We start from the raw sequence: 25,970 nt of genomic DNA on the forward strand, positions 1-25,970 counted from the left end.
GGGGCGGGCGAGTTCCGCCCGCATCAGCAACGCCATGATCCCGCCCACGAGGAAGAACGCGAACGACGTGATCAGGTACAGGCTGCCGATGGTCTTGTGGTCGGTGGTGCTGAGCCACTTGACCACGACGGAGCCGCGGCTGTGCCGCCGGAAGGGGACTTCGTCCTCGTAGGAGTCGTCCTCTTCGGCCGGGGCCGCGGCGGTCCCACTGCTCACGTCAACTCTCCTTCACTTGGCCCGAAAACGGCCACGGTGACCAGAATGGCGACCACCGCGAGGAAGAGCTGCCGGGCCCGCCGCCAAGTCACCCGACCGGCCCAGTGGCCGCCCGCTCCCGGTCCTCGAAGTACCCCCGGACGGTGTCCGCGCGGGACGGCACCTCGGCGGTGCCGGTCCCGGCCTGGCGGATACGGGAGCGGGTGCTCAACGTGCCCGCGCACAAGGGCGGTCGTTCTTTTCGGGTGCGGGCACGAGCGGACCGCGCGACGGCGGTGGCGCCGCCGCGGGCCGCGCCGCACGGGCCGTTCGTACCGCATGGGCCGTTCGTACCGCGTGCGCCGCACAGACCGCGGCGCACAGCCCGATCAGTGCGGCGGTGGCGGCGAACGACGCCGGCGGGCCCCACCGGTCGACCAGGACGCCGCCGGTGGCGGCGCCCGCGGCCGTTCCCAGGTTGTAGGCGGTGGTCAGCCACGCGCCCGCCTCGGTGCGGGAGCCGTCGGGGACGAGGAGTTCGACGAGTTGGTACGCCGTGATCAGCAGGACGTCGGCGCAGGCGCCCGCCAACAGCAGGGCGACGCCCGCCGCGACGGGCGCGTGCGCGAGGGCGGGCAGCCCGTAGCAGACGGCCGAGCCCGCGGCCAGGACGAGGGGGCGGTGGACGACGGCGCCGGGCCAGTGCCCCCGCCCGTAGAGCAGGCCGCCCAGCACGCCGCCGACGGAGAACAGCGCCGAGAGCGTCCCGGCCGCCACCGTCCCCCACGCGGCGACGACGGCGATCAGCCCCACGCCGAGCGCGGCCGCGACCGCCCACACCAGGAGCAGCAGCGGTGGCAGGGGCGCCACCCGCAGGGGGCTGCCGGACCAGGCGCCGGCGGACGACGCGGCGCGTACTGCCACCGGGAAGCGGCGCAGGGCCGCGGAGAACAGCCCGAAGCCCGCCAGGACCAGTGCCGCGCAGCCGGCCAGCACCGCGGGGGCGGAGCAGACCGCGACCAGGAACCCGCCGAGCACGGGGCCGAGGGCGAAGACCGTGGACTCCGCGGCCGTGTCCAGGCTCAGGGCGCGCTGCCGCAGCTCCTCGTCCGGGGCCAGCCGCCCCCACATGGAGCGCGCCAGCGGCCCGACCGGAGGCGGGCACAGCCCGGTGAGGAGGGCGAGGCCGACGGCGAGCGGCCCCGGCACGCGCACGGCGCAGGCCGCGGCCAGCGCGGCCAGCAGGACGGCGTAGCAGGTGGCCAGCGGCATCAGGGCCGAACGGCGACGTTCGGCCAGCCGGGCCCTGGCCGGGCCGAGCACGGCGCCGGCCAGGCCGAACAGCCCCGTCGCCGTACCCGCCACGGCGTAGGAGCCGGTGCCCTCGCGAAGGGCGAGCAGCAGGGGCAGCGCGAGCAGGCCGTAGCAGAGCCGGGCCGCCGTCGCGGCGGCGAACAGGGCGCGGGCATGGGGAAGTGCGAGGACAGCGCGATAGGACGCGCTGCCCCTGTCGGGGCGTGGCATGGGATCTCCGAAGGGGGCGGTGCCCCGGTCCGGCCGGGGCACCCACGGGCATGACAGGTCGCCGCACCGCCTCCCCGCCGCCGCCTTCGCCGCCTCAGGACGGCGGCGGCAGGGCGCGGGGGGCGGGGTGACCCGTCAGTCCGGCTCGGAGAAGTTCACGTACGGCAGCGTAGCCGTTCCCGTGACCCCGCCACCGGCACTTCGGGAATGCCGCGCGGGCGCCGCGGGCGCCGCGAGCACCACAGGCGCGGGGCGGACCCGGCACGGGGCGGGCCGGGCACGGGGTGGGCCGGGCGCGGGGCGGGCCCGCCACTGCGCGGGCCGGGCGTCGGGCGCCACGCTTGGGCGCCAAGCGCCAAGCGCCAAGCGCCAAGCCCGATGCCGGGTGGCCGGGCGTGAGGGGGCGGTCGGCCACGGCGCCCGGGGCCGAATGGCGGGACGCCGGGCGGCCCACTACCGTCGGTGGAAGGGACGCCGCCGTGCCGGTGAGGGCGCGGCGGGCGCGAGGCCGATGCGCGGAAGGGTGATGCGCATGTGCCGCTGGCTCGCCTACTCCGGTTCGCCGGTGCTGCTCGACGACATCCTGTACCGCCCGGCCCACTCGCTGATCGACCAGAGCCTGAGTTCACGCATGGGCGCCGAGACGACCAACGGCGACGGCTTCGGCGTCGGCTGGTACGGGTCGGACGGCACGACCCCGGCGATCGTCCGGGACGTCAGCCCGGCGTGGAACAACCGCAACCTGCGCGAGATCGCCGACCACGTGCGCTCGCCGCTGTTCTTCGCCCACGTCCGCGCCTCGACCGGCTCGGCGGTTCAGCAGACCAACTGCCATCCGTTCCGGCACGGCCGGTGGATGTGGATGCACAACGGGGCCGTCGACGAGTTCCCGCGGCTGCGGCGCGAGCTGGCCCTGGCCGTGGACCCCGGCCTGTTCCCCCACATCGAGGGCTCGACGGACTCCGAGCTCATGTTCTTCCTCGCGCTCACCTTCGGCCTCGACGACGACCCGCCCGCCGCGGTGGCCCGCACGGCGGGCCTGATCGAGCACGTCGGGCACGAGCAGGGTGTCGCGGATCCGCTGCAGATGACGGTCGCCGTGACCGACGGCACGGGTGTGTGGGTCTTCCGCTATTCCAGCGCGGGCCGTTCGCGCTCGCTCTTCTACAGCCGCCGGGTGGACTCCGTCCGCGCCCTCCACCCCGACCTCGCCTTCCTGCGCGACGTCTCCGAGGCGACCCGGCTGGTGGTGTCCGAACCCGTCGGCGGCCTCCCGGACGCCTGGGTGGAGGTCCCCGAGGCCAGTTGCGGCATCATGCACGGCGGCACGGAGGACCTGCGGCCCTTCGAGCCGGTGTACGCGTGAGCCGGGCGGGAGCGACGGCCGGGGGCCGCCGCGGGCCCGAGCGGTAGGGGAGTCCGCTCGGGCCCGCGGCCGGCGGCGGTGAGCCGGGCCGGGGGGAAGTGGAGCCGGCGGGCTCAGCCGAGGCAGAGGATCAGCAGGCAGAGCTGCTGCGGCGGGGTCGTGGTCGTCGTGGACGAGGGCGGGGTGGTGGTGGTCGAGCCGCCCGAGCCGGTGGAGCCGGAACCCGCCGTGGAGCCCGAGCCCGAGGTTCCCGAGCCCGTGGACCCGGTGCCGGCCGAGCTGCCGGAGCCGGAACCGGACGTCGACGTGCTGCCGTTCGAGCCCGTCGAACCCGAAGTGGAATTGGCACCCGAGGAGTTGGTGCCCGTGGAGGGCGAGGTGGTCGTGCCCGAGGAGGGGCTCGACGGGGTGACGGTGTTCTGGTAGCTCGCCGGGTGGGCCGAGGGGGCCGCCGGGTTCGCCGCGGGCGACGTCGACGGCGTGGTCGCGTAGTTGTCCGCGACCGGGTGGGTCACCTGGGAGTGCGGGGCGGTGTGCGGCGCCGTGGTGTGCTGCTGGGGCGTACCCGCCGGGGCGGTGTGCGTGCTGCCGGGCGTACCCGCGGGCGTGGTGGGGGCGTCCGACGGCAGCGAGGCGAGGTTCACCGGGGTGACCGCCGTCGCCGTCGTGCCGGTCCCGCCGGCGTGGTGGGGCATGGCCGCCATGGTGATCCCGCCGCCGAACAGGGCGACGGCCGCCGCGGCCCCGGCCCTGCGGCGGTTCTTCTGCCAGCGGGCCATCTGACGGCGCCGGGCGGCGCGACCGCGGTGCAGCGTCGGCGCGATCGACGCGGGACCGAGCACCGGCTCGTCGTCGGAATCGGAATCGGAATCGGAATCGGAGCCGGCGCCGGAACCGAAGTCGGAGTCGACGCCTGAGCCGTCGAATGCGCTCGCCGGGCCCGGGCCCGGGCCGAAGTCCGCGGACATGAGCGAGGTGGCGTCCGGGCGCGCGCCCTGGTCGACCGGCGCGATCTCCGACAGCAGCGCCAGCGCCTGGGAGGACGGTGACGAGCCGGGGCCCTTCGCGCGGAACGAACCCGTGGCGGCGAACTCCGGGTGGTCGCCGGCGCGTCCCTGGCCCGTCGCGCCCGCCCGCGCGTGTTCCGGGTAGCCGGCGCCGAGGTCGTGGTCACCGTAGCCGTAGCCCGGCGCGTAGCCGGTACCGCCGGGCTCGTGCCGGCCCATGACGGTGGCCGTGTCGCCCTCCGGGTGATGCGGGGGCGGGGCTATGTCGGGCGCGTAGGCGCCGCACCCGGGGCACACCAGCGCCCCGTTGAGGGTCCGGCGGCACGAGTAGCAGTAGTCCATTCGCGGTCTTTCTGTGGTGGCAGCGGCGCAGCCTGAGAGGAGCTGGTGGCATGTTCACGTACGCCCGCGGGCAGCGGGAAACGCTAACAGCCGGGCCGGGAGAGAGTGCGGCGCACTTGTGATGCTCTTGCGAAGATTGGCGGCGGGCCATTCCGCGCGGGTTTGGTGATCTGCGCTTTCGTCGACGCGCGTGTGAACAAGGTCACGGCGGCACGAGTATGCGGATACGGGGGCGCATACGTGCATTGATGCCCTTACCTGCCGGGCTCGCGCGTCTCCGCGCGCCCCCCTCAACGCGCCAACCGGATCGTGTCGGTTGGTTTATCGACAGATCGTCACGCCTGCGGGCGAAAAGGATTCGGGGTGCGAATCGGGACGGCGGGGCGTGGGCAATCTGCTGTCGGCGACGCCGAAGAAGCACCACTCAAGAGCAGCAACTTCCCCTAGCAACTTCCCCTGGAGGGAAACACCATGGCAATCACTCGTACCCGTCGTGTCCTGGCCGTGCTCGGAGCGCTGCCGCTGGCGGCGGTGCTGTTCGCCGGTACGGCGGCGGCGGACGACGGCGCTTTCGCGGGTGGCCGTTCGACCGCCGGGGTGGTGAGCAATACCGGCGGCAACATCGTCGGGGGCGGCAATTTCGGCAACGTGACCTCGAACCAGCAGGCGGCCAACGGAGCCGGCGCGTCCAACCAGAACAACACGGCGAGCGTCGCGGGCTCCGGCTTCACCGCCATCCACCAGGACAACGCCGACGTCCACTTCACACCGCTCTGGTGAGCGCGACGGCCGCGCGACCGGTCCGAGGGGGTTGACCGGGCGGCGGCCGGGCGGGGGGCGTCGTCCCCGCCGCCGCCCGGGGGGACGGCCGGGTGACGGCCGTGGGGGGAGGGGGGTGTTCGATCGCGGGCCGGCCGCCGCCGCAAGCCGCCGGCGGCCGGCCCGCACCAGGCGCGGCGACGGCCCAAGTGCCGCCGCACGCGCACCCGTTCGGGCACGTTCGGCGGGAGCGCCGCGGTACGGCGGTGCCGCGGCTCTCCCGTGTCAGGACCGGAACCGGCGGCCGTCCGGGGGAGGATGGGACGGTGGACGGAGCCGCGCTGGACGGGAAGACGCTGTTGGTGATCGGGTCGGCCAACGCCGACCTGGTGGTGGGGGTGGGCCGGCATCCGGCGCCGGGGGAGACGGTGCTGGGCCTGCGCGACCTGGCCGTTCACCCCGGCGGCAAGGGCGCCAATCAGGCCGTGGCCGCGGGCCGGCTGGGCGCGCGGGTGGCGTTCTGCGGCCGGGTCGGGCGGGACACCTACGGTGACATGCTCGCGGCCGTGCTGCGCGAGGCGGGAGTGGGGACCGCCGCCTTGCGCGGCACGCGGGACGCGCCCACCGGTGTCGCCCTGATCACCGTCGCGGAGAGCGGCGAGAACACGGTCGTGGTCGCCCCGGGCGCCAACGCCACCCTCACCGCCGAAGAGGCCGAGGCCGCGATCACCCCGGACGTGCGCGTGGTATCGGCGCAGTGCGAGGTGCCCGCGGCGGTGATACGGGCGGCCGCCCGTCGCGCGCCCCGCCTCGTACTCAACCCGTCGCCGCCCGAGGCGCTGGTGGGCGTGCCGTACGCGGCCGAGATCCTTTCCCACGCGGACCCGCTGGTGGTCAACGAGCACGAGTTGCGTGTCCTGCTCTCCGCGCCGCCGGCCGGCCGCGACCGGCCCGACCCGCGCCCGGAGATCCCGCGCCCGGAGGACTTCCGCCCCGAGGACCTGCTCCTGCTCGGCGTGCGGTCCGCGGTCGTCACCTTGGGCGCGGCCGGCGCCGTCGTGGTCGAGCGGGCCGGGGCGGCCGGGCCCGGCCCCCGTACCACCCGTGTGCCGGCGCCCGCCGTCGTCGCGGTGGACACCACCGGGGCGGGCGACGCCTTCACGGGGGCGCTGGCCTGGCGGCTGGCCGAGGGGGACGGGCTGGTGGCCGCCGCCGGCTGGGCGGTGCGGGTGGGCGCCGCCGCCGTGCAAGAGCATGGCGCCCAGCTTTCGTCCACAGCCTGTGGAAAACTTCCAGAGCTGCCGGACGGACTCTGAACCCCGGCCGGGCGGGGCGGCGGCAGGCGTCCTATCGGGTCCAGTCCGCCAGGCGGCGGCGTGTCTGCGCCGGACGTGACGTCAGGTCATATTTGACTCGCGGAATGAGCGAAAGAAGTACGTTTATCCGTTACGTCCTTGCCGGAGCGCTCACGCTGGCCGGTCTGCTGTTCCCGTCCCCCACCGCGACCGCGGCCAGCCCCGACGCCGACATCTTCAGCGGGCGCGCCTTCGACACCTGCCAGGCACCCGACCTCGCCACCATGCGGGCCTGGCGCGCCCACTCCTCCTACCGCGGCGTCGGCATCTACTTCGGCGGCCGGGCCAGGGCCTGCGCCTCGCAGGCGAACCTCACGCCGGACTGGGTGGCCGAGACCACTGACGCCGGCTGGAGCCTGCTGCCCATCTACGTCGGCTCGCAGGCCCCCTGCGTCACCGGGAAGAACAAGAACCCGTTCACGATCGACACCGGCGCGCCGGCCTCGCAGGGCACGAGCGAGGGCAAGGACGCGGTGCGCGCGGCCGAGGCGTTCGGCCTCGGCCCGGGCAGCCCGCTGTACCTGGACATGGAGTCGTACGCCTACACGAACACCTCGTGCGCCGCCGCGACCCTGACGTACGTACGCGCCTGGACCCGGCAGGTGCACGCCGAGGGCTACCTGTCCGGCTTCTACAGCAGCGCCGACTCCGGGGTGCGGCACATGGAGAGCGCGCGCAGGGCCGGCGCCACCGACCTGCCCGACGTGATCTGGTACGCGCGCTGGGGCGTGACCGCCACCCTGACCGACGAGCCGGTCCTCGAATCCTCGGCCTGGATCCCGCACGCGCGGATCCACCAGTACGCCGGCGTCGTCACCGAGTCGCACGGCGGCAGGAAACTGACCATCGACCGGGACCTGGTGGACGCGCCCGTGGCGGTCGTCGACTAGCGCCACCGCCCCTGGCCGGCCCGCTCCCGTGACCGCCCCGGACCGCTCCCGTGCGCGCGGGCCGGGCGCGGGCCGGGCGCCGTCCGGGCGCGGTTCGCCGGGGTCCTCGCGGTGGTTCCTCGGTGGCGTCCCCTCGGGGACGACCGCCCTCCGGCTCCCCCTCACGGCGGTGGGGCAGACCCCCGGCCTACGACCTGAGGGTGATCCCGCTTCGGCACCTCCGGCCGATCCGCGCACGGCGGCGGGCTCCTAGCGTGGAGCCATGACCACGCCTGTGTGCACCAGCGCTCACACCACGCAGTTCACGGCCTACGTACGCACCAAGGGCCCGACGCTGCTGCGCACCGCACGCTCCCTGACCCCCAACCCCGCCGACGCCGAGGACCTGCTGCAGACGGCGCTCACCAAGACGTACCTGGCCTGGGACCGGATCGACGACCACCGCGCGGTGGACGGCTACGTCCGCCGCACCCTGGTCAACACCAGGACGTCGCAGTGGCGCAAGCGCCGGGTCGACGAGTTCACCACCGACGAGGTGCCCGAGGCCGCCGCGGCCGGCCCCGACCTCACCGAGCAGCAGGCCCAGCGCGACGCCCTGCTGCGCGCGATATCCCGGCTCCCGCCGCGCCAGCGCGCGATGGTCGTGCTGCGGTACTACGAGGACATGAGCGAGGTGCAGACCGCCGAGGCGCTCGGCGTCTCGGTCGGCACCGTCAAGAGCGCGGTCTCGCGCGCCCTCGGCAAACTCAGGGACGACCCCGAGCTGGAGCCGTGCGTGGCGTGACACCCGGGCCGGCCTGCGACGGCGGGCGGCCCGCGGGCGAGCCGCGCCACCGGACGGCGGCCGTCCCGGGGTAGTGACATACCGCGCGGTATGCGGCCAGAATCGCGGAAAGACCGATCCGCCGTCGCCGCCGGAGGCCCCAGTGCTGAGCACGATGCAGGACGTCCCGCTCACCGTCACCCGCATCCTGGTCCACGGGACCGTGGTGCACGGCAAGTCCACCGTCACCACGTGGACCGGCGAGGGCGAGCCGCAGCGGCGGACGTTCCGCGAGACCGGCCTGCGCGCGGTCCGGCTGGCCAACGCGCTGCGGGACGGCCTGGGCGTCGAGCGCGGCGACCGCGTGGCGACCCTGATGTGGAACAACGCCGAACACCTGGAGGCGTACCTCGCCGTCCCCGCCATGGGCGCGGTCCTGCACACCCTCAACCTGCGGCTGCCGGCCGACCAGCTCACCTTCATCGTCAACCACGCCGCGGACCGGGTCGTCCTGGTCAACGGCTCGCTGCTGCCGCTGCTCGCCCCCCTCCTGCCGCACCTCGAACCGGTCGAGCACCTGGTCGTCGTCGGCCCCGGCGACCGCTCGGTGCTGGACGGCTGCCGCCCGGCCGTGCACGACTACGAGGAGCTCATCGGGGGCCGCCCCACCACGTACGCCTGGCCGGAGCTGGACGAGCGCGAGGCCGCCGCCATGTGCTACACCTCCGGGACGACCGGCGACCCCAAGGGCGTCGTCTACTCCCACCGCTCCATTTACCTGCACTCCCTCCAGGTGACCACCGCCGAGTCGATGGGCCTGGACTCCCACGACCGCACCCTGCCGGTCGTGCCGATGTTCCACGTCAACGCCTGGGGCCTGCCGCACGCCGCCTTCATGGCCGGCATCAACATGATCATGCCGGACCGGTTCCTGCAGCCCGCGCCGCTGGCCGAGATGATCGAGCGGCTGCGGCCCACGCACGCCGCCGCCGTACCCACCATCTGGCAGGGGCTGCTCGCCGAGCTGACCGCCCGGCCCCGCGACGTCTCCTCCCTCAAGCAGGTGACCATCGGCGGCTCGGCGTGCCCGCCCGCGCTGATGAAGGCGTTCGACGAGCAGCTCGGGGTGCGGCTGTGCCACGCCTGGGGCATGACCGAGACCTCGCCGCTCGGTACGGTCGCCCAGGCGCCGGCCGGGCTCGGCCCGGAGGAGGAGTGGGCGTACCGGATCACCCAGGGCCGCTTCCCCGCGTCCGTGGAGGCCCGGCTGATCGGGCCGGACGGCTCGGTGATGCCGTGGGACGGCGCGTCGGCCGGAGAGCTGGAGGTGCGCGGGCCGTGGATCGCCGGGGCCTACTACGGCGGCGCCGGCCAGGAGCCGCTGCGGCCGGAGGACAAGTTCAGCCCCGACGGCTGGCTGCGCACCGGCGACGTCGGCGTCATCTCCGAGGACGGCTACCTCACCCTCACCGACCGGGCGAAGGACGTCATCAAGTCCGGCGGCGAGTGGATCTCCTCGGTCGACCTGGAGAACCACCTCATGGCCCACCCCGACGTGGCGGAGGCCGCGGTCGTCGCCGTCCCCGACGAGCGCTGGGGCGAACGCCCGCTGGCCACCGTCGTCCTCAAGCCCGGGGCGACCACCGGCTACGCGGCCCTGCGGGACTTCCTCGAAGGGCGCGTCGCCCACTGGCAGGTGCCGGAGCGCTGGGCGCTGGTGGAGGCGGTGCCGAAGACCTCCGTCGGCAAGTTCGACAAGAAGGTGCTGCGCAAGTCGTACGCGGACGGGAAGCTGGACGTCACCCGCCTGTGACGCCCGGCAGGCGCGGCAGCACCCGGCACAGGGCCTCCAGGGTCGATGTGTAGGCGTGGTCGGGAGGGGCGGCGTAGCCCACGACCAGGCCGTCGGAGGCAGCGGAGGCCGGCGGTGCCAGGGGGTGGCGGTAGTCGGAGAGGGGGTCGAGGGCGATGTTGCAGGCCGCGGCGGCCTTGAGGGTCGCGGTCTCGGTGCCCGGCGGGAGGTGGAGGACCGCGTGGAGGCCGGCGGCGACGCCGGAGAGGGTGATGTGGGGCGCGTGACCGGCGAGGGTCGCGGCGAGCTGGTCGCGGCGCCGCCGGTAGCGCTGGCGCATCCCGCGCAGGTGCCGGTCGTACCCGCCGGACTCGATGAACTCCGCGAGGGTGAGCTGGTCGAGCGCGCTGACGGTGGGCTCGCGCAGGCCCTTGGCGGCCACCACCGCGTCCACCAGGTGCGCGGGCAGCGCCATCCAGCCCAGCCGCAGCGCCGGCGACAGGCTCTTGCTGACCGAGCCCAGGTAGACCACCCGCTCGGGGTCGAGCCCCTGGACCGCGCCGACCGGCTGCCGGTCGTAGCGGAACTCCCCGTCGTAGTCGTCCTCCAGCACCAGCGCCCCCGTCGCCCGCGCCCAGGCCACGGCCGCCGCCCGCCGCTTGGGGTGCAGCGGGACGCCGGTCGGGAACTGGTGCGCGGGTGTGAGCAGGACCGACCGCGCCTTGGTCGCGGCCAGGGCGGAGGTGTCGGCGCCGTGCGCGTCGACGGCGAGCGGGACCGTACGCACCCCGGCGGCGTCCAGGATGGCGCGGTGGCGCGGCAGCCCGTACTCCTCCACGGCCATCGGCGCGCGCCGCAGCCGCGGCAGGCCCGCCAGCAGCCCCAGCCCGTACGCGAAACCGGAGCAGATCACGATCCGCTCCGGTGAGGTGCGCACGCCCCGCGCCCGGGCCAGGTAGCCGGCCAGCGCGCGGCGCAGTTCTATCCGGCCGCGCGGGTCGCCGGGGCCGAAGACCTCGTTGGGCGCGGCGGACAGTGCCCGGCGGGCGGCGGCCAGCCACGCGGTGCGCGGGAACGAACCGGTGTGCGGCTGGCCCTGGCGCAGGTCGAAGGCGGGACGCGCGGCCGCCGGCTGCGCCGGCTCGGCCTCGGCGGGCGGCGCGGTGCGGTCGGCGACGCGCGTGCCCGAACCCTGCCGGGCGGTCAGCCAGCCCTCGGCGACCAGCTCGGCGTAGGCGTCGGCGACCGTGTTGCGGGCCATCCCCAGATCGGCGGCGAGCGAGCGGTACGGGGGCAGCTTCGTGCCGGGCGCCAGCCGCCCGTCGCGCACCGCCTCCCGCAGCGCCCGCGTCAGCGCGGCGCGCCGGCCGCCGCGCCTGGGCAGCTCCAAGTGCAGGTCGAGGCCCGGCCGTTCCGCACCGCCGGCCGAACCTTTGACCGATGATCCCGTCACGCTGTCGCACTGTACGCGCCGGCGCGCCTCTTCGCGTATGCGAATGCCGGTTTGCCGGACCCCCGATCGGCGGTGCCCGCCCGGGCTTCCGGTGCGGGTTCCGGTGGGCGGTCACGGGTCACCGCTCACCGGTCACGAGCAGGGGTAGGGGCGGGTGCGACGGGCAGCGGGGCCGGGGCGGTGAGCCGTCAGCCGCCGATCTTGCCGAGCAGGTCGACGATCCGCGACTGCACATCCGGACTCGTCGAACGCTCCGCGAGGAACAGCACCGTCTCGCCCGACGCGAGCCGCGGCAGTTCCGCCGGGTCGATGTCGGCCGAGGTGTAGACGACCAGCGGGGTCAGGTCGAGCCGGGCGTTGCCGCGCAGCCAGTCCACGATGCCCTGGCGGCGGCGCCTGATCAGCATCAGGTCCATCACCACCAGGTTCGGGTGCATCTGGGCGGCCTTGGTCATCGCGTCGGCCTCGGAGTCGGCGTGCGTGACCTGCATGCCGCGCCGCTCCAGCGTGACCGCGAACGCCTGCGCGATCGCCTGGTGGCTCTCCACGAGCAGTACCCGCGGCGGGTGCTGCTCGCTGTCGCGGGGCGCCAGCGCCTTGAGGAGTACGGCGGGGTCGGCCCCGTACGCGGCCTCCCGCGTCGCCTGGCCCAGCCCGGCCGTGACCAGCACCGGGACCTGCGCCGCCGCGGCGGCCTGGCGCAGCGACTGCAGCGCGGTGCGCGTGATCGGCCCGGTCAGCGGGTCCACGAACAGCGCGGCCGGCGGCTCGGCGACCTGCGCGTCCACCTCCTCGCGGGACCGTACGATCACCGGCCGGTAGCCGCGGTCGGTCAGCGCCTGACGGGTCGACACGTCGGGCTCGGGCCACACCAGCAGGCGGCGCGGCTCGTCCAGCGGCTCCTCCATGTGGTCGTCGGCGCCGTCGGGCGCGTCCGCCAGGTCGGTGACGTCGACCGCGCCGCCCGGGCCGTCCAGCGGCTCCGGCCCCTCCGCGGCACCGGCCGCCGGGGCTCCTATGGCGTACGAACGGCCGGGTGCCCCGTCCGTTTCCGGTACGGGTACGGGCGGCGGGACCGGGAGCGGCCGTCCGTCCTCCTGGAGCCCGGCCGCCGCCTGGTCCGCCCCGGGCCCGGCCACGGCCCGCGGCCCGCCCTGGGGTTCGCCGCCCTGGGCCGGCACGTGCGGCTGCGGCCCGGGCTGTGCCTGGGGCTGTGCTTCCGGCGGCTGCTGCGGCTGAGGCCGAGGCGGCTGCTGCGGTTGAGCCTGCGGCGGTGCTTGCGGTTGTGCCTGCGGTTCGGCCTGCGGTTCGGTGCGGGGCGGCGGGGCGAGCCTGCGGCGGCGGCCGGAACCACCCGCCGCGACCTGGGCGGGAAGCCCCTGCGGGTGCTGCGCCTGGACGGCCTGCGTCGGAGTCTGCGGCGCGTGCGGGTCCGACGAGAACGGCACGCCCTGGCCCAGCGTACGCACGCTGATCGCGCGGCTGTGCCCGCCGGCCGCGTGCTCCTGCGGGGCGGCCGAGGCGGCGGGGGCGCGCGTCGCCGGTGTGCTGGGGGTGGTCGGGATCGGGCTCACGCCGCGCGGCGGCGCGGACTGCCCGGCCGCGGGCCACGACGACTGGGCCGGAAGGGCGGGAAGGCCCTGGCCCGCGGGTTGCCCGGCGTTCCGACCCGCGCCTTGGGGCACGCCGGTGTTCTGATGCGGGCCCTGGCCCGTGCCTTGGCCCGTGTTCTGACCCGTGTTCTGGGGCGCGGCGGGTCCCGGGGCCGGCGCGGGTGCCGGCGCCGGGGCGGCCGGGGACGGCGCCGCGGGCGCGGGCCAGCCGCCCGCGGGCTGCGGCGGCACGGGACCGCCGGGGCCGCCCTGCGCTCCCCCGTCCTGCCCTGCCGGGTTCCGGCCGCCCGGGTGCTGGGCCGGCGGGTTGTGGGCCGCCGGGGCCCGGGGTGCCGGGTTCTGGCCTGCGGCGGCGGGCCAGCCGGGGCCGACCGGCTCGGCCGGGTCCGTGTGCTCGCCGTGCTCGGGGTGGGTGATCGCCCGGCGCCCACTGGCGTCGGCGGGCGCCTGCTCCGCCGCCGGCCAGCCCTCGGGCAGCGGCGGCGGTACGGGCCTGGGACCGTCGGCCGGCCCCTGCTGCGGGGGTACGGGCGGCGCCGCCGGCCCGATCTCGCGCCGGGCCCTGCGGCCGGTGCCTTCGGCCGGGCCGCCGCCCGCCGCCGGAAGGGCGTTCGGGATCGGAGGCGCGGGCAGTTCGGGGCGGGCCCCCTCGCCCTCGCCGCCTTCCGGGCCCTCCGGGCGGGCCCGGCGGGCGCGCCGGCCGCTCGGCCGCACCGGCTCCGGCTCCGGCGTACCGCCCGGCGGGGTCCGGCCGTCGTCCCCCGGCCTGCGCAGCGCCCGGCGCCGCCCGGTCGGGGCCTCGGTCTGGTCCGCGGCGGCCGGAATCGCCCACGCCGCTTCGGCGCCCGCTTCACCGGCGGGCCGCTGCGCCTCGGGGACGTGCGGCTTCTGACCGGGCTCGGCGTGCGCGCCCGCGTGCGCCCGGGCGCCTGAGCCGGGGGCCGCGGGCGTGCCCTTGCCCGTACCCGCGCCGCTGTCCGTACCCGCGCCCTTGGCGGCGGTGCCCGCGGAACCGCCCGCGGCCGCGGCGGGGGCTGCCGACGTGGCGGAATCCGCGCCGGGGGAGTCGGGGGCGGGGGTGCCGGCCGGGACTTCGAGGACGTACGCGCTGCCCTGGCCCGGGACCTCGTGGGTCTGGAGGACGCCGCCGTGGCGTTCGACGATGCCGCGGGCCAGCGGCAGGTGCACCGGGTCGCCGCCGGCGTGCGGCCCGCGGACGTCGATGCGTACCACGTCGCCGCGCCGCGCCGCCGCCACCACGATCGTGGAGTCGCCGGAGTGGGCGGTGGCGTTGCCCGCCGAGTCCACGCCCGCCACGTCCGCGATCAGGTGGGCCAGCGCCTGGGCCATCCGCGGGCCGTCGACCTGGACCATGATCGGCGGGGCGTGCACGGCGTACTGCGCGCGCCCCGGACCGATCAGCTCGACCGCGCCCTCCACGGCCGCGTTGACCACCTCGTCGAAGCTTGTCTCGGTGCGCTGCAGCTTGTCCTCGCCGCGGTCGAGCCGCTGGAAGGCGAGGACGTTGTCGATGAGGGTGGTGATACGGGCGTAGCCGGCCGCCAGGTGGTGCAGGATCTGGTTCGCCTCGGGCCACAGCTGGCCGGCCGGGTCGGCGGCCAGGCCCGTCAGCTCGGCGCGCAGTTCGGCCAGCGGCCCGCGCAGCGAGATGTCGAGCAGCGCGCTGAGCTGCCGGTTGCGGGCGGCCAGCGCGTCCTGCGCGGTCCGGTCGGTGAACGTCATCACCGCGCCCACCAGTTGCTCCCCGTCCCGTACCGGGGCGGTCGTCAGGTCCACCGGCACCGCGCTGCCGTCCTTGCGCCACAGCACCTGGCCGCGCACCCGGTGCTTGCGGCCGGAGCGCAGGGTGTCGGCGAGCGGGGTCTCCTCGTACGCCAGCGGGCTGCCGTCCGGCCGCGAGTGGTGCACCAGCGGGTGCAGCTCCTTGCCGCCCAGATCGGTGGCCCGGTGGCCGAGGATCTGCGCGGCCGACGGGTTGACCAGCACGATCTTGCCCGCGGTGTCCACGCCGACCACGCCCTCGGCGGCGGCCCGCAGGATCATCTCGGTCTGCCGCTGCTGCCGGGCGAGTTCCGCCTCGGTGTCGACGGTGTGCTGCAGGTCGCGGACCACCAGCATCAGCAGCTCGTCACCGGTGTAGTGCGGCACGCCGTCGCCGTAGTCGGCGTACGGGGTCCGGCCGCCCTCAAGGTTCGCGCTGGTCACCTCGACGGGGAACTGCGACCCGTCGGTGCGCCGGGCGATCATGCGGGTCGGCTTGGTCCGGGTGTCCTGCGAGGCCTCGTGCGGGCTGCGCATCGAGCCCGGGATCCGCTTCGGGTCGAAGTCGGGGATGAGGTCCAGCAGGCCGCGCCCCACCAGCGCCGTACCCGGCGACTCGAACGTCTCCAAAGCTATGGCGTTGGCGTTGACGACCGTGCCGTTGACGTCGACCAGCAGGAGCGCGTCCGGGAGGGCGTCGAGTATCGAGGCGAGGCGAGCAGCGCCTCTTGATGGCCGGCTGCTCACGAGACGCGTCCTCCCTGTTACCGCATGGTGCTGCTGTTCTTCTTTGCCGTGTGGCGCTGTTGCTCTTCGGTGTCGCTCTTCGGTTGTCCTGCTGTCGGGCTCTCGGGTGGGGCCGGGGCCCCGGCCGCGGACTCACGAGCCCGCGGCCTTCGACTTCGGCTTCCCGCCGTCGGCTTTCGGCTCCCGGCTGTCCGCCTCCGGCTGTCTGCCTCCGGCTTTCGGCCGTCGGCTGTCGGTCGGTGGTCGACGGTCTGGGCCCGGTCCGAAACCCGGTGTTCCGACGCCGGGTTCGGCTGTCGTCACGGGTCGCCCATCTTGCCGCCGCGCCCTGGCCGTGTCACTAGACCGAGTGTACGGGTCGGGCCCGGCGGCGGGGCTCGGGATGCCCATGTGGCGTGTTGGGGTGGGGCGTTGAGGGTTGTACGGGAAAGGTGTGGGCTACGTCACGAATGGGCCGAATGGGGGTGGGGGGCTTTGGCGGGCGGTGCCTTCGCGGGGGCGGGTGCGGGGGTGGGGGGCCTTGCGGGGGGCCGACCGCCGGCCGGGGGCCGGGGGCCGGTGGGCGCCGGGCGCCGGGCGGTGAGCCGGGGGCCGGTCGGCCGGTCGGGGCGGTGCGGGCCGTCGGCCGCGGGTCGGCCGCGGGTCAGCCGCGCAGCGGGGGCGCGTGCTGGACGCGCCGCTGGGGCGTTGGGAGGACGGGCTCCATCCGGGACCAGCGGGAGACCTCGCAGCCGTTGGTCCTGCGGTAGTCCTCGGCGACCCGGTGGCCGCGCCACATGCCGCGGACGGTGGCGGTCTGCGGCCCCCCGTAGATCATGGAGCAGGCCTGCCCGGGCGCGACGGCCGGTACAGGGCCGCCGATCCGGTCCAGGTGCCCGCAGGCGTCGGCGTTCCGCTGGGCTGCTCGGTCCTCGGAGTCCGCGGGGTCCGCCGGAGCTGCCGGGTCCGCCGGAGCTGCCGGGTCCGCCGGAGCCGCCTGGTCGGTTCGGTCGGCCCGGTCCGCCTGGCCGCCGCCGGGACGGTCCATTCCCCGGTCGGAGAGGTCGGTGCGGCCGTCGGGTCGGCCTTCGGGGCGCCCGTCGGGGTGGTCCGCCTGGTCGGCGGGGGCCGCCCGGCCGGAGTCCGTGCCCGCGGTCCCGGCCACCTCGTCGTGTCCGCAGGTGAGGCGGTAGGTCCGGGGCTGCCCGGACCCGTCGTCGTACGTCACGGTCAGCCGGTCGACCCGGGTGGCCGGAATCCCCATGGCCGCGGCGCGGGGCCCGAGCCCCAGCAGCAGGGCGGCGCCGAGCAGCACGATCGCGGCGGCGCCACGTTTCGGCGCGATGCGTACGGCGGCGGGCCCGCGGCCCGTCCCGTACGTCGCGGAGCGTTTCTCAACCATGCCCCCTCACTACGCCCGCGGCCCCCCGTACCCCCCGAATTCCCCCGCCCGTGGGCGTGCCGCCCCTGCGGATTGACCCCGGCGCGCGCCCCCTCCCCCCGCCCGCACCCGCCCGCACCCGCCCGTATTCCGGCAACTCCTCCGGCTATCCCTTTGCCCCGCCCAGGGGCGGCCTTGTACCGTAGTCTGCGATTGGTCTCAGCCCTCCAGGCTGTGCCATCATCTGCACACGAGCCCGCTCGCCCGGGCACGTACCAGGAGGCGTCGCCTAGTCCGGTCTATGGCGCCGCACTGCTAATGCGGTTAGGGCCTTCAAGCCCTTCGAGGGTTCAAATCCCTCCGCCTCCGCCATCACCTCCCAGAGCCCCGCCGTCCCCTCCAGGGACCGGGGCTCTCCTCATTTCCCCAGCTCACCCGCCCTCCCCCCTATCGATTTCACCTCCCGCGCCCCCTCATGTAATGTTGTCCACGCGAAGCCGACCGGCCCCCAAGGCCGCGAAGCCCACCGCGCACTCGTAGCTCAACGGATAGAGCATCTGACTACGGATCAGAAGGTTGCAGGTTCGAATCCTGCCGAGTGCACAGCAGCTCAGAGGCCCTCGGAGATCATCCGGGGGCCTCTTGCGTGGGGCGTACAGCAGCGAAGTACGGCAACGGCCTTGATCGCCTTCGAGGCGGGTCTTCGGAAAGCCGTTCGCAGGGCGTCGCGCCCCCGTGCAGGATGACCCCGTGACCTTCGTCAACGTGCAAGGCGGTCCGGAAGACGGTCCGTACAGGTGCCCGTGCTGCTTTTACGTCACGCTCAGCCGGCGCAACTACTACGAGATCTGCCCCGTGTGCTTCTGGGAGGACGACGGCCAGGACGACCACGACGCGGACGAGGTGCGGGGCGGGCCCAACCGCGGGTTGAGCCTGACCGAGGCCCGCGACAATTTCCGTCGGCTCGGGGCCAGTGACGAGCGGCGCGTGGCCCTCGTCCGTGACCCGCTCCCCGAGGAGCACCCGCCGAGCACCTGACCGATCCCCGCGGGGCCGAGCCCCCTGGACCCTCCGGTGTACTCACGCTTCGTCGTGCCGCGCATGTGGTCAGCACCATCCGCGCGACCCGGGGGATCGGCACGGGCGTAGGCGGCCCGGGCCGCCTGCTACGCCGCTTTCCGGCGGGCGAGTTCCCCGGCCCGCTCGTACACCTCTCGCGCGTGGGAATTCTTGAGGTGCCGGCGGAGGCCGCGCCTCAATGTGGCGAAGTGCTCATCGGCTCGGGATGACGAGAGGTGCTCGTAGTCGTCGAGGAACGCCCCCCAGGTGGCGCAGGACGCTTCGAGGTGTCCGACTTGGAGCTGCCGTTGTGCGAGCAGGCCGTTGGCGTGGGCTCGTCCCTGCTTCTCGATCGGCGGGCGTGCGCGATTGGAGTCCTGCATGGCGGTAATGGATCCGGATACGTCACCGAGGGCGTACAGGACGCTGGAGACGTGGAAGAAGTAGGCCGCCTGGTCGTAACCGCCGATGGCGTCACGCCGGTTGTCGGCTTTTGCGAGGGCGGCTTCCGTTTCGGCGAGACGGGTGAAGGCTTGCCGCCTGTTTCCCACCAGCGCCGCGCCTTGCGCCTGTTGTCCGGCGAGGAACGCATGGAGGCGCGGACCGGCCTTGGGCGCCGCTTCAGCGGCTGAGTCGGCCAGTTCCAGCGCCTTCTTCCCGTGCTTGAGGTCGGCCGCCTGGAGTGCCATGCCGCGAAGCGTGCGGCAGTAGGTCTCGTGGTCCTCGCCTTCTCCGGCCAGGCGAAGGGCCTGCACGTAGTACTGCTGTCCAAGCCCGTGCGCCTTCTCGTACATCGCCATCCAGCCTGTCAGGTACACCAGGTCGGAGGCGGCGGCGAGCATGTCCTTCCTGACCGCTTCGGACGCGTCGGCATGCAGGTACGGCGCGACGGTGTTCACCAGGAAGGCCGCCGCCATGGGCCGCGCGTGCCCCCCTCCCAATTCGTCGAGGATGTCCGCGATGCGCTCGGTCATCGTGCGGACCGTCGCGACCTCACCCGCGCCGATCCGTGTTGTGCGTCCGGTAGCGCGAGCCTCGGTCCGGCCGGCCAGGTCGAGGTACGCCGGGACCGGTAGGGCGGCGGCGTAGAGCGTCGTGGTGAGGAACTTGCGACGAGAGGGGTCCATGTCTTCTCTCCCGAGGGTGACAAGTCCCTCCACAGTGTCCACGGGCACCGACAGCGCGGCGAGAGGCGCTGTTTCGGCCATCGGGGCCGTCAAACCCGCTTCGGAGTGAGTGACGGGCCGGCCCAGGCGACGGGAGAAGGCTTCGAGGACGAGAGGCCGCCACTTGGCTTGCGGGCGCGTACCTCCGAGCCACTTGTTCACGTTGCTCTTGTCGCAGGTCCCCGGAACGCCCGCTTCGGCGGCCGCGCGGTTCACCGCGGAAGCCAACTCGACCTGGGTCCATCTGGCCTCGCTCAGAAGATTCCTGAGCCCTTGGTTCGGCGCGCGCTCACCCATGCCGCACTCTCCGCGTGTGGACGTACTTTCCACGCTTTCCACTTCGCATGCCGCCTCAACGGTACCGCGCTGCGTACACAGACGGTTGCGTAGTGCGTACAAGCCGGGGTGAGCGAGTGGCCCACTTCCGGCGCGGAAGAACGCATGGAGGTGTGCCGATGGCCGGGGGCCGACAGCCGTTGCACAGCCGGTTCGACCTGGCTCCGTCGCCGTCCGCCGTACGGTGGGGCCGGAAGCACGCCGCCGGGATACTCGCCGCGTGGGGCGTCGCGGGGGCGGTCGTGGACGACGGGCTCGTGGTCGTGTCCGAGTTGCTCAGCAACGCCGTGCAGCATTCCGTCGAGCCGTTGGACCCCGCTGAGGGCTGCCCCGATTCCGTGGTGTGCAGCCTGCTTCTGTGGCTGACGGAGAAGGGGCTCACCGTCTCGGTCTACGACGCGGACCGGCGCCCGCCCGTCCCGCGCAACGCGCCGACGGACGCCGAACGGGGCCGGGGCCTGCACCTGGTGGCGGCGCTCAGCGAGGCGTGGGGCTACACCCACCCCGCTCCCGCCTCGGGCAAGCTCGTCTGGGCGCGACTGGCCCTCCCGGCACACGCGGCCGGTGACGGATGGCGGAACTCGGGGGCCACCGTCCTGCCGATCGCGGCCGGTGCGGGGGAGGTGAGGGGCGCGTGAACGCCGACCGGCCCCCCTCCCGCGTGACCGGGGCGGCACTCCCTATGAACAGCTCATCCAGGGACAGCGCCGTGCCGAACACCGCCCCAACCGCCGGCCGTCCACCCATCTGCTCAGCCCCCGCGACCCTGCCCGACCCGCTCGCCCGCACCGCCCTGGCATGGGCGGGGGACCGCCGGACCACCCCTGCCGACATCCGCGATCTGCGCTGCACCATGGAGCACCACACCATCGGCGACCACTACGCCATGGTCCACGACGCCACCGCCACCACCGCCATCTGGACCCGATGGCCCCCCGACGGCACCCCGGAGATCCTGCTCGTCCTGCCCGACTGCCCCGCCACCGACCCCGTTCACGGCGGCTGCTGCGAGTACGAGGGCCACCCCGGCGGCCACACCTGGGAAGTCCACGACCCCTCGGACTCCCAGATAGCACCGGCGGGGCGGGTCTCCAGCCCGCGCCCTGCGACGTGTACAACGAGGGCCGCTACAAGCACCATGCCCCGTTCATCGAGCGCCGCCGCGACGGCCTGTGCCTGCGCACGGCGGACTTCCTGAAGTCCATCGGCTTCGGCGTCGACGAGGAGCTGTGGGCGATCGACGGCACGGACTGCTCGCCGTGCGACAACAAGGTCCCCGACAGTCACTGAACGCTCCTACGCTGACCTGGCCCCTGTCCTCGGCTCACCGGAGGACAGGGGCCCAGCCCTTTCGAAGAGGAATCGCCTTGCCCGCACAACATGACATCGCCGCCGAGACGGAGCTGTGGGACACCTTCGCGGCTTCCGCCTTCAAGGACGACGCGGAACCGAGCTTCTGCTGGACCCAGTACGCCGGTCACGGACCCGGCCCGGAACTACTCGGCAGCCCACGCTCCGTCCTGGAGATCGGCTGCGGCACCGGCCGCGCCCTCGCCTACCTCGCTCAACGCGGCATCACAGCCCGTGGCGTCGACCTCTCTCCCGCCATGGTCGAGAAGGCCACCACGAAGTGGGCCGGCACCGGTACGGAGTTCGTGTGCTCCGAGGTCCTGGAGTACCTGAGCGAGCCCGAGGAAGCGTACGACGCCGTCTACTCGATCTTCGGGGCCGCCTGGTTCACCGACCCGAGCCGCCTCTTCCCGCTTGTCCGCCAGCGGCTCAACCCTGGTGGCGTCTTCGTCTTCTCGCAGCCTCCAGCTATCCCCGGCGCGTACGGGCCCCAGGGCATGTACAAGGGAGGTTTCGCCGGTAAAGCGATGTTCACCTACCGCTACAGCTACCGTCCGGCGGTGTGGGAGCGTCTGCTCACCCGGGCCGGATTCGCCACGACCGATGCGGAGGTCCTTGACGCGCCTCACCCTGGGCACATCGGGACGCTTCTCGTCCGAGCCGTCGCGGTGTGACCGGATCTCGCACGGCCCTCGACTCCGCTTCGTGGCGGTGATCCGCCAATGGCCCTGATCGGCACACGACTGCGCCAGACGACGAGACGCCTCGGGCCGACAAATGACTTGATCTCCACGGCGGCGGCCTGAACACTCGCGTCCATGGTCACAACCGCCCGTGATCTGGTGCTCGAGCGCTTCCGCTGGGTGGACGGCCACGCGGACGTCTGGGCGATCTTCCGAGACCCCGAGGCGCTGGCCGCAGTCGTCCGCGGCCTCGTCGACCCCTTTCGTGACGAGCAGATCACCGCGATCTGCGGGATCGAGTCCCGGGGGTTCCTTCTTGGCGCCGCCGCAGCCGTTGAACTCGGTGTCGGGTTCGTCCCGGTGAGGAAGAGCGACGGCCTTTTCCCAGGCGACAAGGTCACACGCCGCACAGCCCCGGACTACCGAAGCCTTCGCCACACCCTGAGGCTCCAGCGGCCTTCCCTGGGGCCGCGCGACCGAGTGGTACTGGTCGACGACTGGATCGAGACCGGGAGCCAGGCCGGCACGGTCAGAGGGATGGTCGAAGAATGCGGGGCGAGCTGGTTCGGCTGCAGCGTCATCGTTGATCAACTCGCCGAGGAGTCCAGACGCGCACTTGGAACCGTCAGCGCCCTTCTCGCCGCACGGGAGCTGCCAGTCTGCGGACCTTCGGCATAGTGAAGCAAGATCTTCGGCGACGCGCGCCTCTGCGCGGCCATCGCCGACCGGATCGCTTTCCGCCGCACGCTGATCCGGACCGGTATGGGCTTTGCCGTTCCAGGCCCACCCGGGAGAGCGACGAATCGCAGGTCAGGAGCCTCTTGGGCGTCAGCCGCGGCCCAGCGTCCGTACGACGATGTCCCCGTTGGACGCACCCGTGGCAAGGAGGACCGTACCGTCTGCGCGGGCGACGCAGGAGGCTGCCTGGCCCTTCCAGAACTCACCGGCGGGTTCGCCCGTGACCGCATGCCACTGACGCACGACCTCGTCCGCACCGGAGCTGAACAGCGTGGGCTTGCCGCCGACGTGGACCGCAGAGGCCAGGACCGTGTATTCGCCCATCGCGACGGGACGCCCGATCGGTTTCCCGCTTTCGGCGTCCCACCGGTACAAGAGGCCCTCGCTGTCGCCGGCCGCGATCAGTGTTCTTCCCCCCGCCAAGGGAAGCATCACGACCTCCATGACCCAGCCGGAAGCTTCAAGCGGCATACCCAGGGGCTGTCCTGTGACCGCGTCCCACCGGCGGACGCATCCGTCGTCGCCCCCCGACGCAATCATCGCCGTACCGTCCGGCAGCGTCTGTACCGCGACACATTTGACGCTGACTCCATGCCCGACAAGCGGCTTCCCCAGGGCGACGCCGGTCCGCGCGTCCCACCGGTGGACTTCACCGCCGTTGCCCGCTCCTGCCAGTACCGCCCGGCCATCGGGCAGACAGGCCGAGGCAAGACCCCACACCATCTCGTCACACGACGCGCATCCGGGCAGCGCCTGCCCGGTGAGCCCGTCCCACCTGTCAACACCGCCTTCGCCGGCAGCCGTCACCACCCACCGGCGGTCCCCCAGTTGCACCGCAGCGAGAGCAGGCCCGCCCGCCAGATCATCCGACGAACGCCACAGCAGTGCGCCAGTCCCCGTATCCCAGCGGCACACGCCGTCGGAGCGGTTGCCGACAGAAAACAGCAGCACCTGACCTCCAGGGTCCGCTGCCATGAGCACCGGCCCAACCGCGCCATGGTGGGCACCAGCAATCCGGATCACGTCTCCACTCATCGCCGTCAAGTCCCCCTTGCCTTCCTGCGCACCCACCGGGCACAGGGCCGCGACACACTATCCCGCCGAAATCAAGCGCGGGCTGCGGGGCCGACGCCACCCACCCGCAGGGTCCGGATCAGGTCGGTGCCGAGTGACGGCGTCATGCGCTGATATGTCATATTGGCCAGGGGCGCCGCCAGTGCCGCCCTGCCGCGTGCTTCCTTGCCGCGCGCAGCGCCCGGCCGTGGTGGCCGCGCCGCCGCTTCACCCCCGTACGCGGAGAACTCGTACGCGGAGAACTCGTACACAGAGAGCTGACGACCATGTCCGACAAGCCGTCCGTGCTGTTCGTCTGCGTGCACAACGCGGGGCGCTCCCAGATGGCCGCCGCCTGGATGACGCATCTGGCCGGGGACCGGATCGAGGTCCGCTCGGCGGGTTCCGTTCCCGCGGACCGGGTCAACCCCGCGGCCGTCGAGGCCATGGCCGAGGTCGGGGTCGACATCTCCGCCGAGGTTCCCAAGGTGCTGACCGTGGACGCGGTCCGCGAGTCCGACGTGTGCGTCACCATGGGCTGCGGTGACACCTGCCCGGTCTTTCCCGGGAAGCGCTACCTGGACTGGAAGCTGGACGACCCCGCCGGGCAGGGTGTGGAGGCCGTCCGCCCGATCCGGGACGAGATCAAGAGGCTCGTCGAGGGGCTGATCGCCGAGATCGCCCCGGAGCCGGCGGTGTGAACGAGGGCCCCTCGCTCACACCGCGGCGGCCGGCCCGGGAAGACCCCGGGCCGGCCGCCTTGATGGTGGTGGTGCGGGTCAGCCGCAGGCCGTGCCGTTGAGGGTGAAGCCGGTCGGCTGGGCGTAGCTGCCCGAGTACGTGCCCTGGAAGCCGAAGGACTGGGAGCCGCCGGCCGGGATCTGGGCGTTGTACGAGAGGCTGGAGGCGGTGACCGCGCCCGAACTCGGGCTGATGGTCGCGTTCCAGGCGCTGGTGACCGTCTGGCCGGACGGCAGGGTGAAGCCCACCTGCCAGCCGTTGACCGCGGTCGAACCGGTGTTGGCCACCGTGACGTTGGCGGTGAAGCCGCCGGTCCAGCTCTGCGGGGTGAAGGTCACCTTGCAGGCGGCGCCGCCGGTGCCGCCGGTGGTGGTGCCGCCCGTGGTCGTCCCGCCCGTGGTCGTTCCGCCGGTCGTCGTTCCGCCGGTCGTCGTCCCGCCCGTCGTGGTCCCGCCCGTGGTGGTCCCGCCGGTCGTCGTACCCCCGGTGGTGGTGCCGCCCGTGGTGGTCCCCCCGGTCGTCGTACCCCCGGTCGTCGTGCCGCCCGTGGTCCCGCCCGTCGGCGGGTCCGACGCTCCGGCGGAGGCCAGCTGGTAGGCCACGTCCGGCAGGAAGGTGCCCGCGGTGCCGGCGCAGCCGTCCGCCTCACCCGGAGGCTTCACCCAGAGGAAGGCGTCGATCGCCGGGTCGCCGGTGTTGGCCGTCGGGTACGCGCCGATCGCCCGGCCGGACGGGTCGCACCACGCCCCGCCGGAGGCGGGACCGTTGCCGTTGCGGCTGGTGTCCACCACGGCGTGCAGGTTGCCCGGGTTGCCCAGCGACGCCAGGATGTTCTTGGCGTAGTTGACCTCGTTCGACGTGGTGTTGAAGTTGGAGACGTTGGTGAAGAAGCCGTCGGCGTTGTTCATGATGCCGGCGCTGCGCAGCCGGTTGGCCTGCTCCGAGGCGCTGTTCCAGGCCGAGTGGCCGCCGTCCATGTAGACCTTGGCGTTGGGCGCGGCGGCGTGGATGGTGGCGCCCGCCCGGGAGAGCGAGGCGAACCGGTCGGACTGCTGCTGCGAGGACAGGCAGGTGGTCAGGGAGACGGAGTCGGGCTCCAGGATGACGACCGACTGCCCGCTGCCCAGCCCGGCGGCGAAGTTGCGAACCCAGGCGTCGTACGAGGACAGGTCCGGCGCGCCGCCTGCGGAGGCGCCGCCGCAGTCGCGGTTGGGGATCTCGTACACGACCAGCACCGGCGCCTGTCCGGCGGAGGCCGCGGCCGAGGTGATCGTCCTGACGTCGTTGGTGATGGTGGAGGGGTTGTAGTTGGCGAACCAGATCCCTTGCGGCTGGGACGCGATCCGCCGCGCGATCATCGGCTCGCGGTAGTCGCCGGGATTGGCGGCGACCCAGCGGACGACCTGGGAGTTGGGGTCCTTGTAGAACTGGGTGCCGCTGGGAAGGCTGCCCTGCGTCGCGGCGCCCGCGGTCGTCTCGGTGCTCAGCGCGATACCGGCGGCGGCGAGCCCTGCGGCCAGGCCGAGCGCCATGACCTTGCGCAGCCGCGGCCCGCGTGCGGGGACCGCGGCCGGCGCGTCGGGGCGTGGGGGGCGTATGGGGGGTGTCACAGTCGTCCTCCGTGCTCTCGTGGGGGAGAGGACCCTCGGCGTGAGGGCCGGATGGCGGGCAGTTGTGGGAGCGCTCCCGCGCACCGGGGTCGAGCCTAACCAGCGCGAAGGAAGTGCGAAATCCCTGTGCAGGATGCATTTTTGGCTGAGTGGGAGCGCTCCCATTCGTAGGCTGCCCGCTGTCGCCGGCCGCTCCCCGGAACCGGGTCGGGCGGTTCGGCCGTTATGTACCCCGGGAGTTACGGGTGCTCCTACGCTGGACAACCGGCAGGGGAAGTGACGTCCG

Annotated in this window: 19 protein-coding genes, 2 tRNA genes and 2 pseudogenes; 14 read left to right on the top strand and 9 right to left on the bottom strand. The window is 73.9% G+C overall.

The features are described 5' to 3' along the window. A pseudogene (locus K7G61_RS24970) lies at window positions 1-216 on the bottom strand (cytochrome ubiquinol oxidase subunit I); the annotation flags it as partial. Window positions 217-423: 207 nt separating this feature from the next. Then, window positions 424-1,719 (bottom strand): MFS transporter, encoded by a 1,296-nt coding sequence (locus K7G61_RS24975; protein ID WP_225849216.1) that lies wholly within the window; start codon window positions 1,717-1,719, stop codon window positions 424-426. 532 nt (window positions 1,720-2,251) lie between these two features. Here K7G61_RS24975 and K7G61_RS24980 point away from each other — a divergent pair. Continuing rightward, on the top strand, window positions 2,252-3,085 hold the full coding sequence (locus K7G61_RS24980) for a class II glutamine amidotransferase (protein WP_225849217.1): 834 nt from the start codon (window positions 2,252-2,254) through the stop codon (window positions 3,083-3,085). A gap of 113 nt (window positions 3,086-3,198) precedes the next feature. On the opposite strand, the gene K7G61_RS24985 is transcribed toward K7G61_RS24980, so the two are convergent. After that, the gene (locus K7G61_RS24985; protein WP_225849218.1) at window positions 3,199-4,434 is read right to left on the bottom strand and encodes a hypothetical protein; all 1,236 of its coding nucleotides are present in this window, start codon (window positions 4,432-4,434) and stop codon (window positions 3,199-3,201) included. Between the two features lie 471 nt (window positions 4,435-4,905). Here K7G61_RS24985 and K7G61_RS24990 point away from each other — a divergent pair, with 471 nt between their 5' ends. From K7G61_RS24990 to K7G61_RS25010, 5 genes are all read left to right on the top strand, one after another. Beyond that, a complete protein-coding gene (locus K7G61_RS24990) occupies window positions 4,906-5,214 on the top strand; it encodes a hypothetical protein (protein ID WP_225849219.1) in 309 nt (102 codons plus the stop codon). Window positions 5,215-5,519: 305 nt separating this feature from the next. After that, entirely contained in the window at window positions 5,520-6,509 is a 990-nt protein-coding gene (locus tag K7G61_RS24995; RefSeq protein ID WP_225849220.1) for a ribokinase, read from the top strand. A gap of 104 nt (window positions 6,510-6,613) precedes the next feature. Then, window positions 6,614-7,438, top strand: a complete 825-nt coding sequence (locus K7G61_RS25000) for a DUF1906 domain-containing protein (protein WP_225849221.1) — start codon at window positions 6,614-6,616, stop codon at window positions 7,436-7,438. Between the two features lie 262 nt (window positions 7,439-7,700). Continuing rightward, window positions 7,701-8,222, top strand: a complete 522-nt coding sequence (locus K7G61_RS25005; RefSeq protein WP_225849222.1) for a SigE family RNA polymerase sigma factor — start codon at window positions 7,701-7,703, stop codon at window positions 8,220-8,222. A gap of 142 nt (window positions 8,223-8,364) precedes the next feature. Then, on the top strand, window positions 8,365-10,014 hold the full coding sequence (locus K7G61_RS25010; RefSeq protein ID WP_225849223.1) for a long-chain fatty acid--CoA ligase: 1,650 nt from the start codon (window positions 8,365-8,367) through the stop codon (window positions 10,012-10,014). Here K7G61_RS25010 and K7G61_RS25015 read toward each other — a convergent pair. The 3 genes from K7G61_RS25015 to K7G61_RS25025 all read right to left on the bottom strand — a co-directional run bounded on the left by K7G61_RS25015 (window position 10,001) and on the right by K7G61_RS25025 (window position 16,969). Beyond that, window positions 10,001-11,446, bottom strand: a complete 1,446-nt coding sequence (locus K7G61_RS25015; RefSeq protein WP_225849224.1) for a PLP-dependent aminotransferase family protein — start codon at window positions 11,444-11,446, stop codon at window positions 10,001-10,003. The two genes, K7G61_RS25010 and K7G61_RS25015, sit on opposite strands and share 14 nt — an antisense overlap. Before the next feature lie 188 nt (window positions 11,447-11,634). Continuing rightward, on the bottom strand, window positions 11,635-15,588 hold the full coding sequence (locus K7G61_RS25020) for a PAS domain-containing protein (RefSeq protein WP_225849225.1): 3,954 nt from the start codon (window positions 15,586-15,588) through the stop codon (window positions 11,635-11,637). 643 nt (window positions 15,589-16,231) lie between these two features. Then, window positions 16,232-16,969 carry a subtilase-type protease inhibitor gene (locus K7G61_RS25025; RefSeq protein WP_225849226.1) on the bottom strand — a complete coding sequence of 246 codons (738 nt, stop codon included), beginning with the start codon at window positions 16,967-16,969 and terminating at the stop codon, window positions 16,232-16,234. Between the two features lie 257 nt (window positions 16,970-17,226). Here K7G61_RS25025 and K7G61_RS25030 point away from each other — a divergent pair. The 3 genes from K7G61_RS25030 to K7G61_RS25040 all read left to right on the top strand — a co-directional run bounded on the left by K7G61_RS25030 (window position 17,227) and on the right by K7G61_RS25040 (window position 17,986). Further along, window positions 17,227-17,320, top strand: a tRNA-Ser gene (locus K7G61_RS25030). A 158-nt stretch (window positions 17,321-17,478) separates the two neighbouring features. Next, window positions 17,479-17,551: transfer RNA gene (locus tag K7G61_RS25035), tRNA-Arg, on the top strand. A 147-nt stretch (window positions 17,552-17,698) separates the two neighbouring features. Continuing rightward, the gene (locus tag K7G61_RS25040) at window positions 17,699-17,986 is read left to right on the top strand and encodes a CPCC family cysteine-rich protein (RefSeq protein ID WP_225849227.1); all 288 of its coding nucleotides are present in this window, start codon (window positions 17,699-17,701) and stop codon (window positions 17,984-17,986) included. Window positions 17,987-18,114: 128 nt separating this feature from the next. Here K7G61_RS25040 and K7G61_RS25045 read toward each other — a convergent pair whose 3' ends face one another. Next, window positions 18,115-19,470, bottom strand: coding sequence for a hypothetical protein (locus tag K7G61_RS25045; RefSeq protein WP_225849228.1), 1,356 nt, complete (start codon window positions 19,468-19,470; stop codon window positions 18,115-18,117). A gap of 158 nt (window positions 19,471-19,628) precedes the next feature. Here K7G61_RS25045 and K7G61_RS25050 point away from each other — a divergent pair, with 158 nt between their 5' ends. The 4 genes and pseudogenes from K7G61_RS25050 to K7G61_RS25065 all read left to right on the top strand — a co-directional run bounded on the left by K7G61_RS25050 (window position 19,629) and on the right by K7G61_RS25065 (window position 22,220). Next, window positions 19,629-20,147, top strand: a complete 519-nt coding sequence (locus tag K7G61_RS25050) for an ATP-binding protein (protein ID WP_225849229.1) — start codon at window positions 19,629-19,631, stop codon at window positions 20,145-20,147. A 460-nt stretch (window positions 20,148-20,607) separates the two neighbouring features. Beyond that, window positions 20,608-20,799, top strand: a pseudogene (locus K7G61_RS25055) (hypothetical protein); the annotation flags it as partial. Window positions 20,800-20,876: 77 nt separating this feature from the next. Continuing rightward, window positions 20,877-21,533, top strand: coding sequence for a bifunctional 2-polyprenyl-6-hydroxyphenol methylase/3-demethylubiquinol 3-O-methyltransferase UbiG (locus K7G61_RS25060; RefSeq protein ID WP_225849230.1), 657 nt, complete (start codon window positions 20,877-20,879; stop codon window positions 21,531-21,533). 144 nt (window positions 21,534-21,677) lie between these two features. After that, a complete protein-coding gene (locus K7G61_RS25065) occupies window positions 21,678-22,220 on the top strand; it encodes a phosphoribosyltransferase family protein (RefSeq protein WP_225849231.1) in 543 nt (180 codons plus the stop codon). Window positions 22,221-22,370: 150 nt separating this feature from the next. Here the strand turns inward: K7G61_RS25065 and K7G61_RS25070 are convergent, their stop codons facing one another. Beyond that, entirely contained in the window at window positions 22,371-23,231 is an 861-nt protein-coding gene (locus tag K7G61_RS25070; protein WP_225849232.1) for a WD40 repeat domain-containing protein, read from the bottom strand. Window positions 23,232-23,620: 389 nt separating this feature from the next. Here K7G61_RS25070 and K7G61_RS25075 point away from each other — a divergent pair, with 389 nt between their 5' ends. After that, the gene (locus K7G61_RS25075) at window positions 23,621-24,034 is read left to right on the top strand and encodes an arsenate reductase ArsC (protein ID WP_225849233.1); all 414 of its coding nucleotides are present in this window, start codon (window positions 23,621-23,623) and stop codon (window positions 24,032-24,034) included. Between the two features lie 78 nt (window positions 24,035-24,112). Here the strand turns inward: K7G61_RS25075 and K7G61_RS25080 are convergent, their stop codons facing one another. Further along, a complete protein-coding gene (locus tag K7G61_RS25080) occupies window positions 24,113-25,684 on the bottom strand; it encodes a glycoside hydrolase family 6 protein (RefSeq protein WP_225849234.1) in 1,572 nt (523 codons plus the stop codon). Window positions 25,685-25,970 lie beyond the last annotated feature (286 nt).

Origin of the sequence: Streptomyces sp. HPF1205 (assembly GCF_020400825.1) — a bacterium.
Lineage (GTDB): Bacteria > Actinomycetota > Actinomycetes > Streptomycetales > Streptomycetaceae > Actinacidiphila.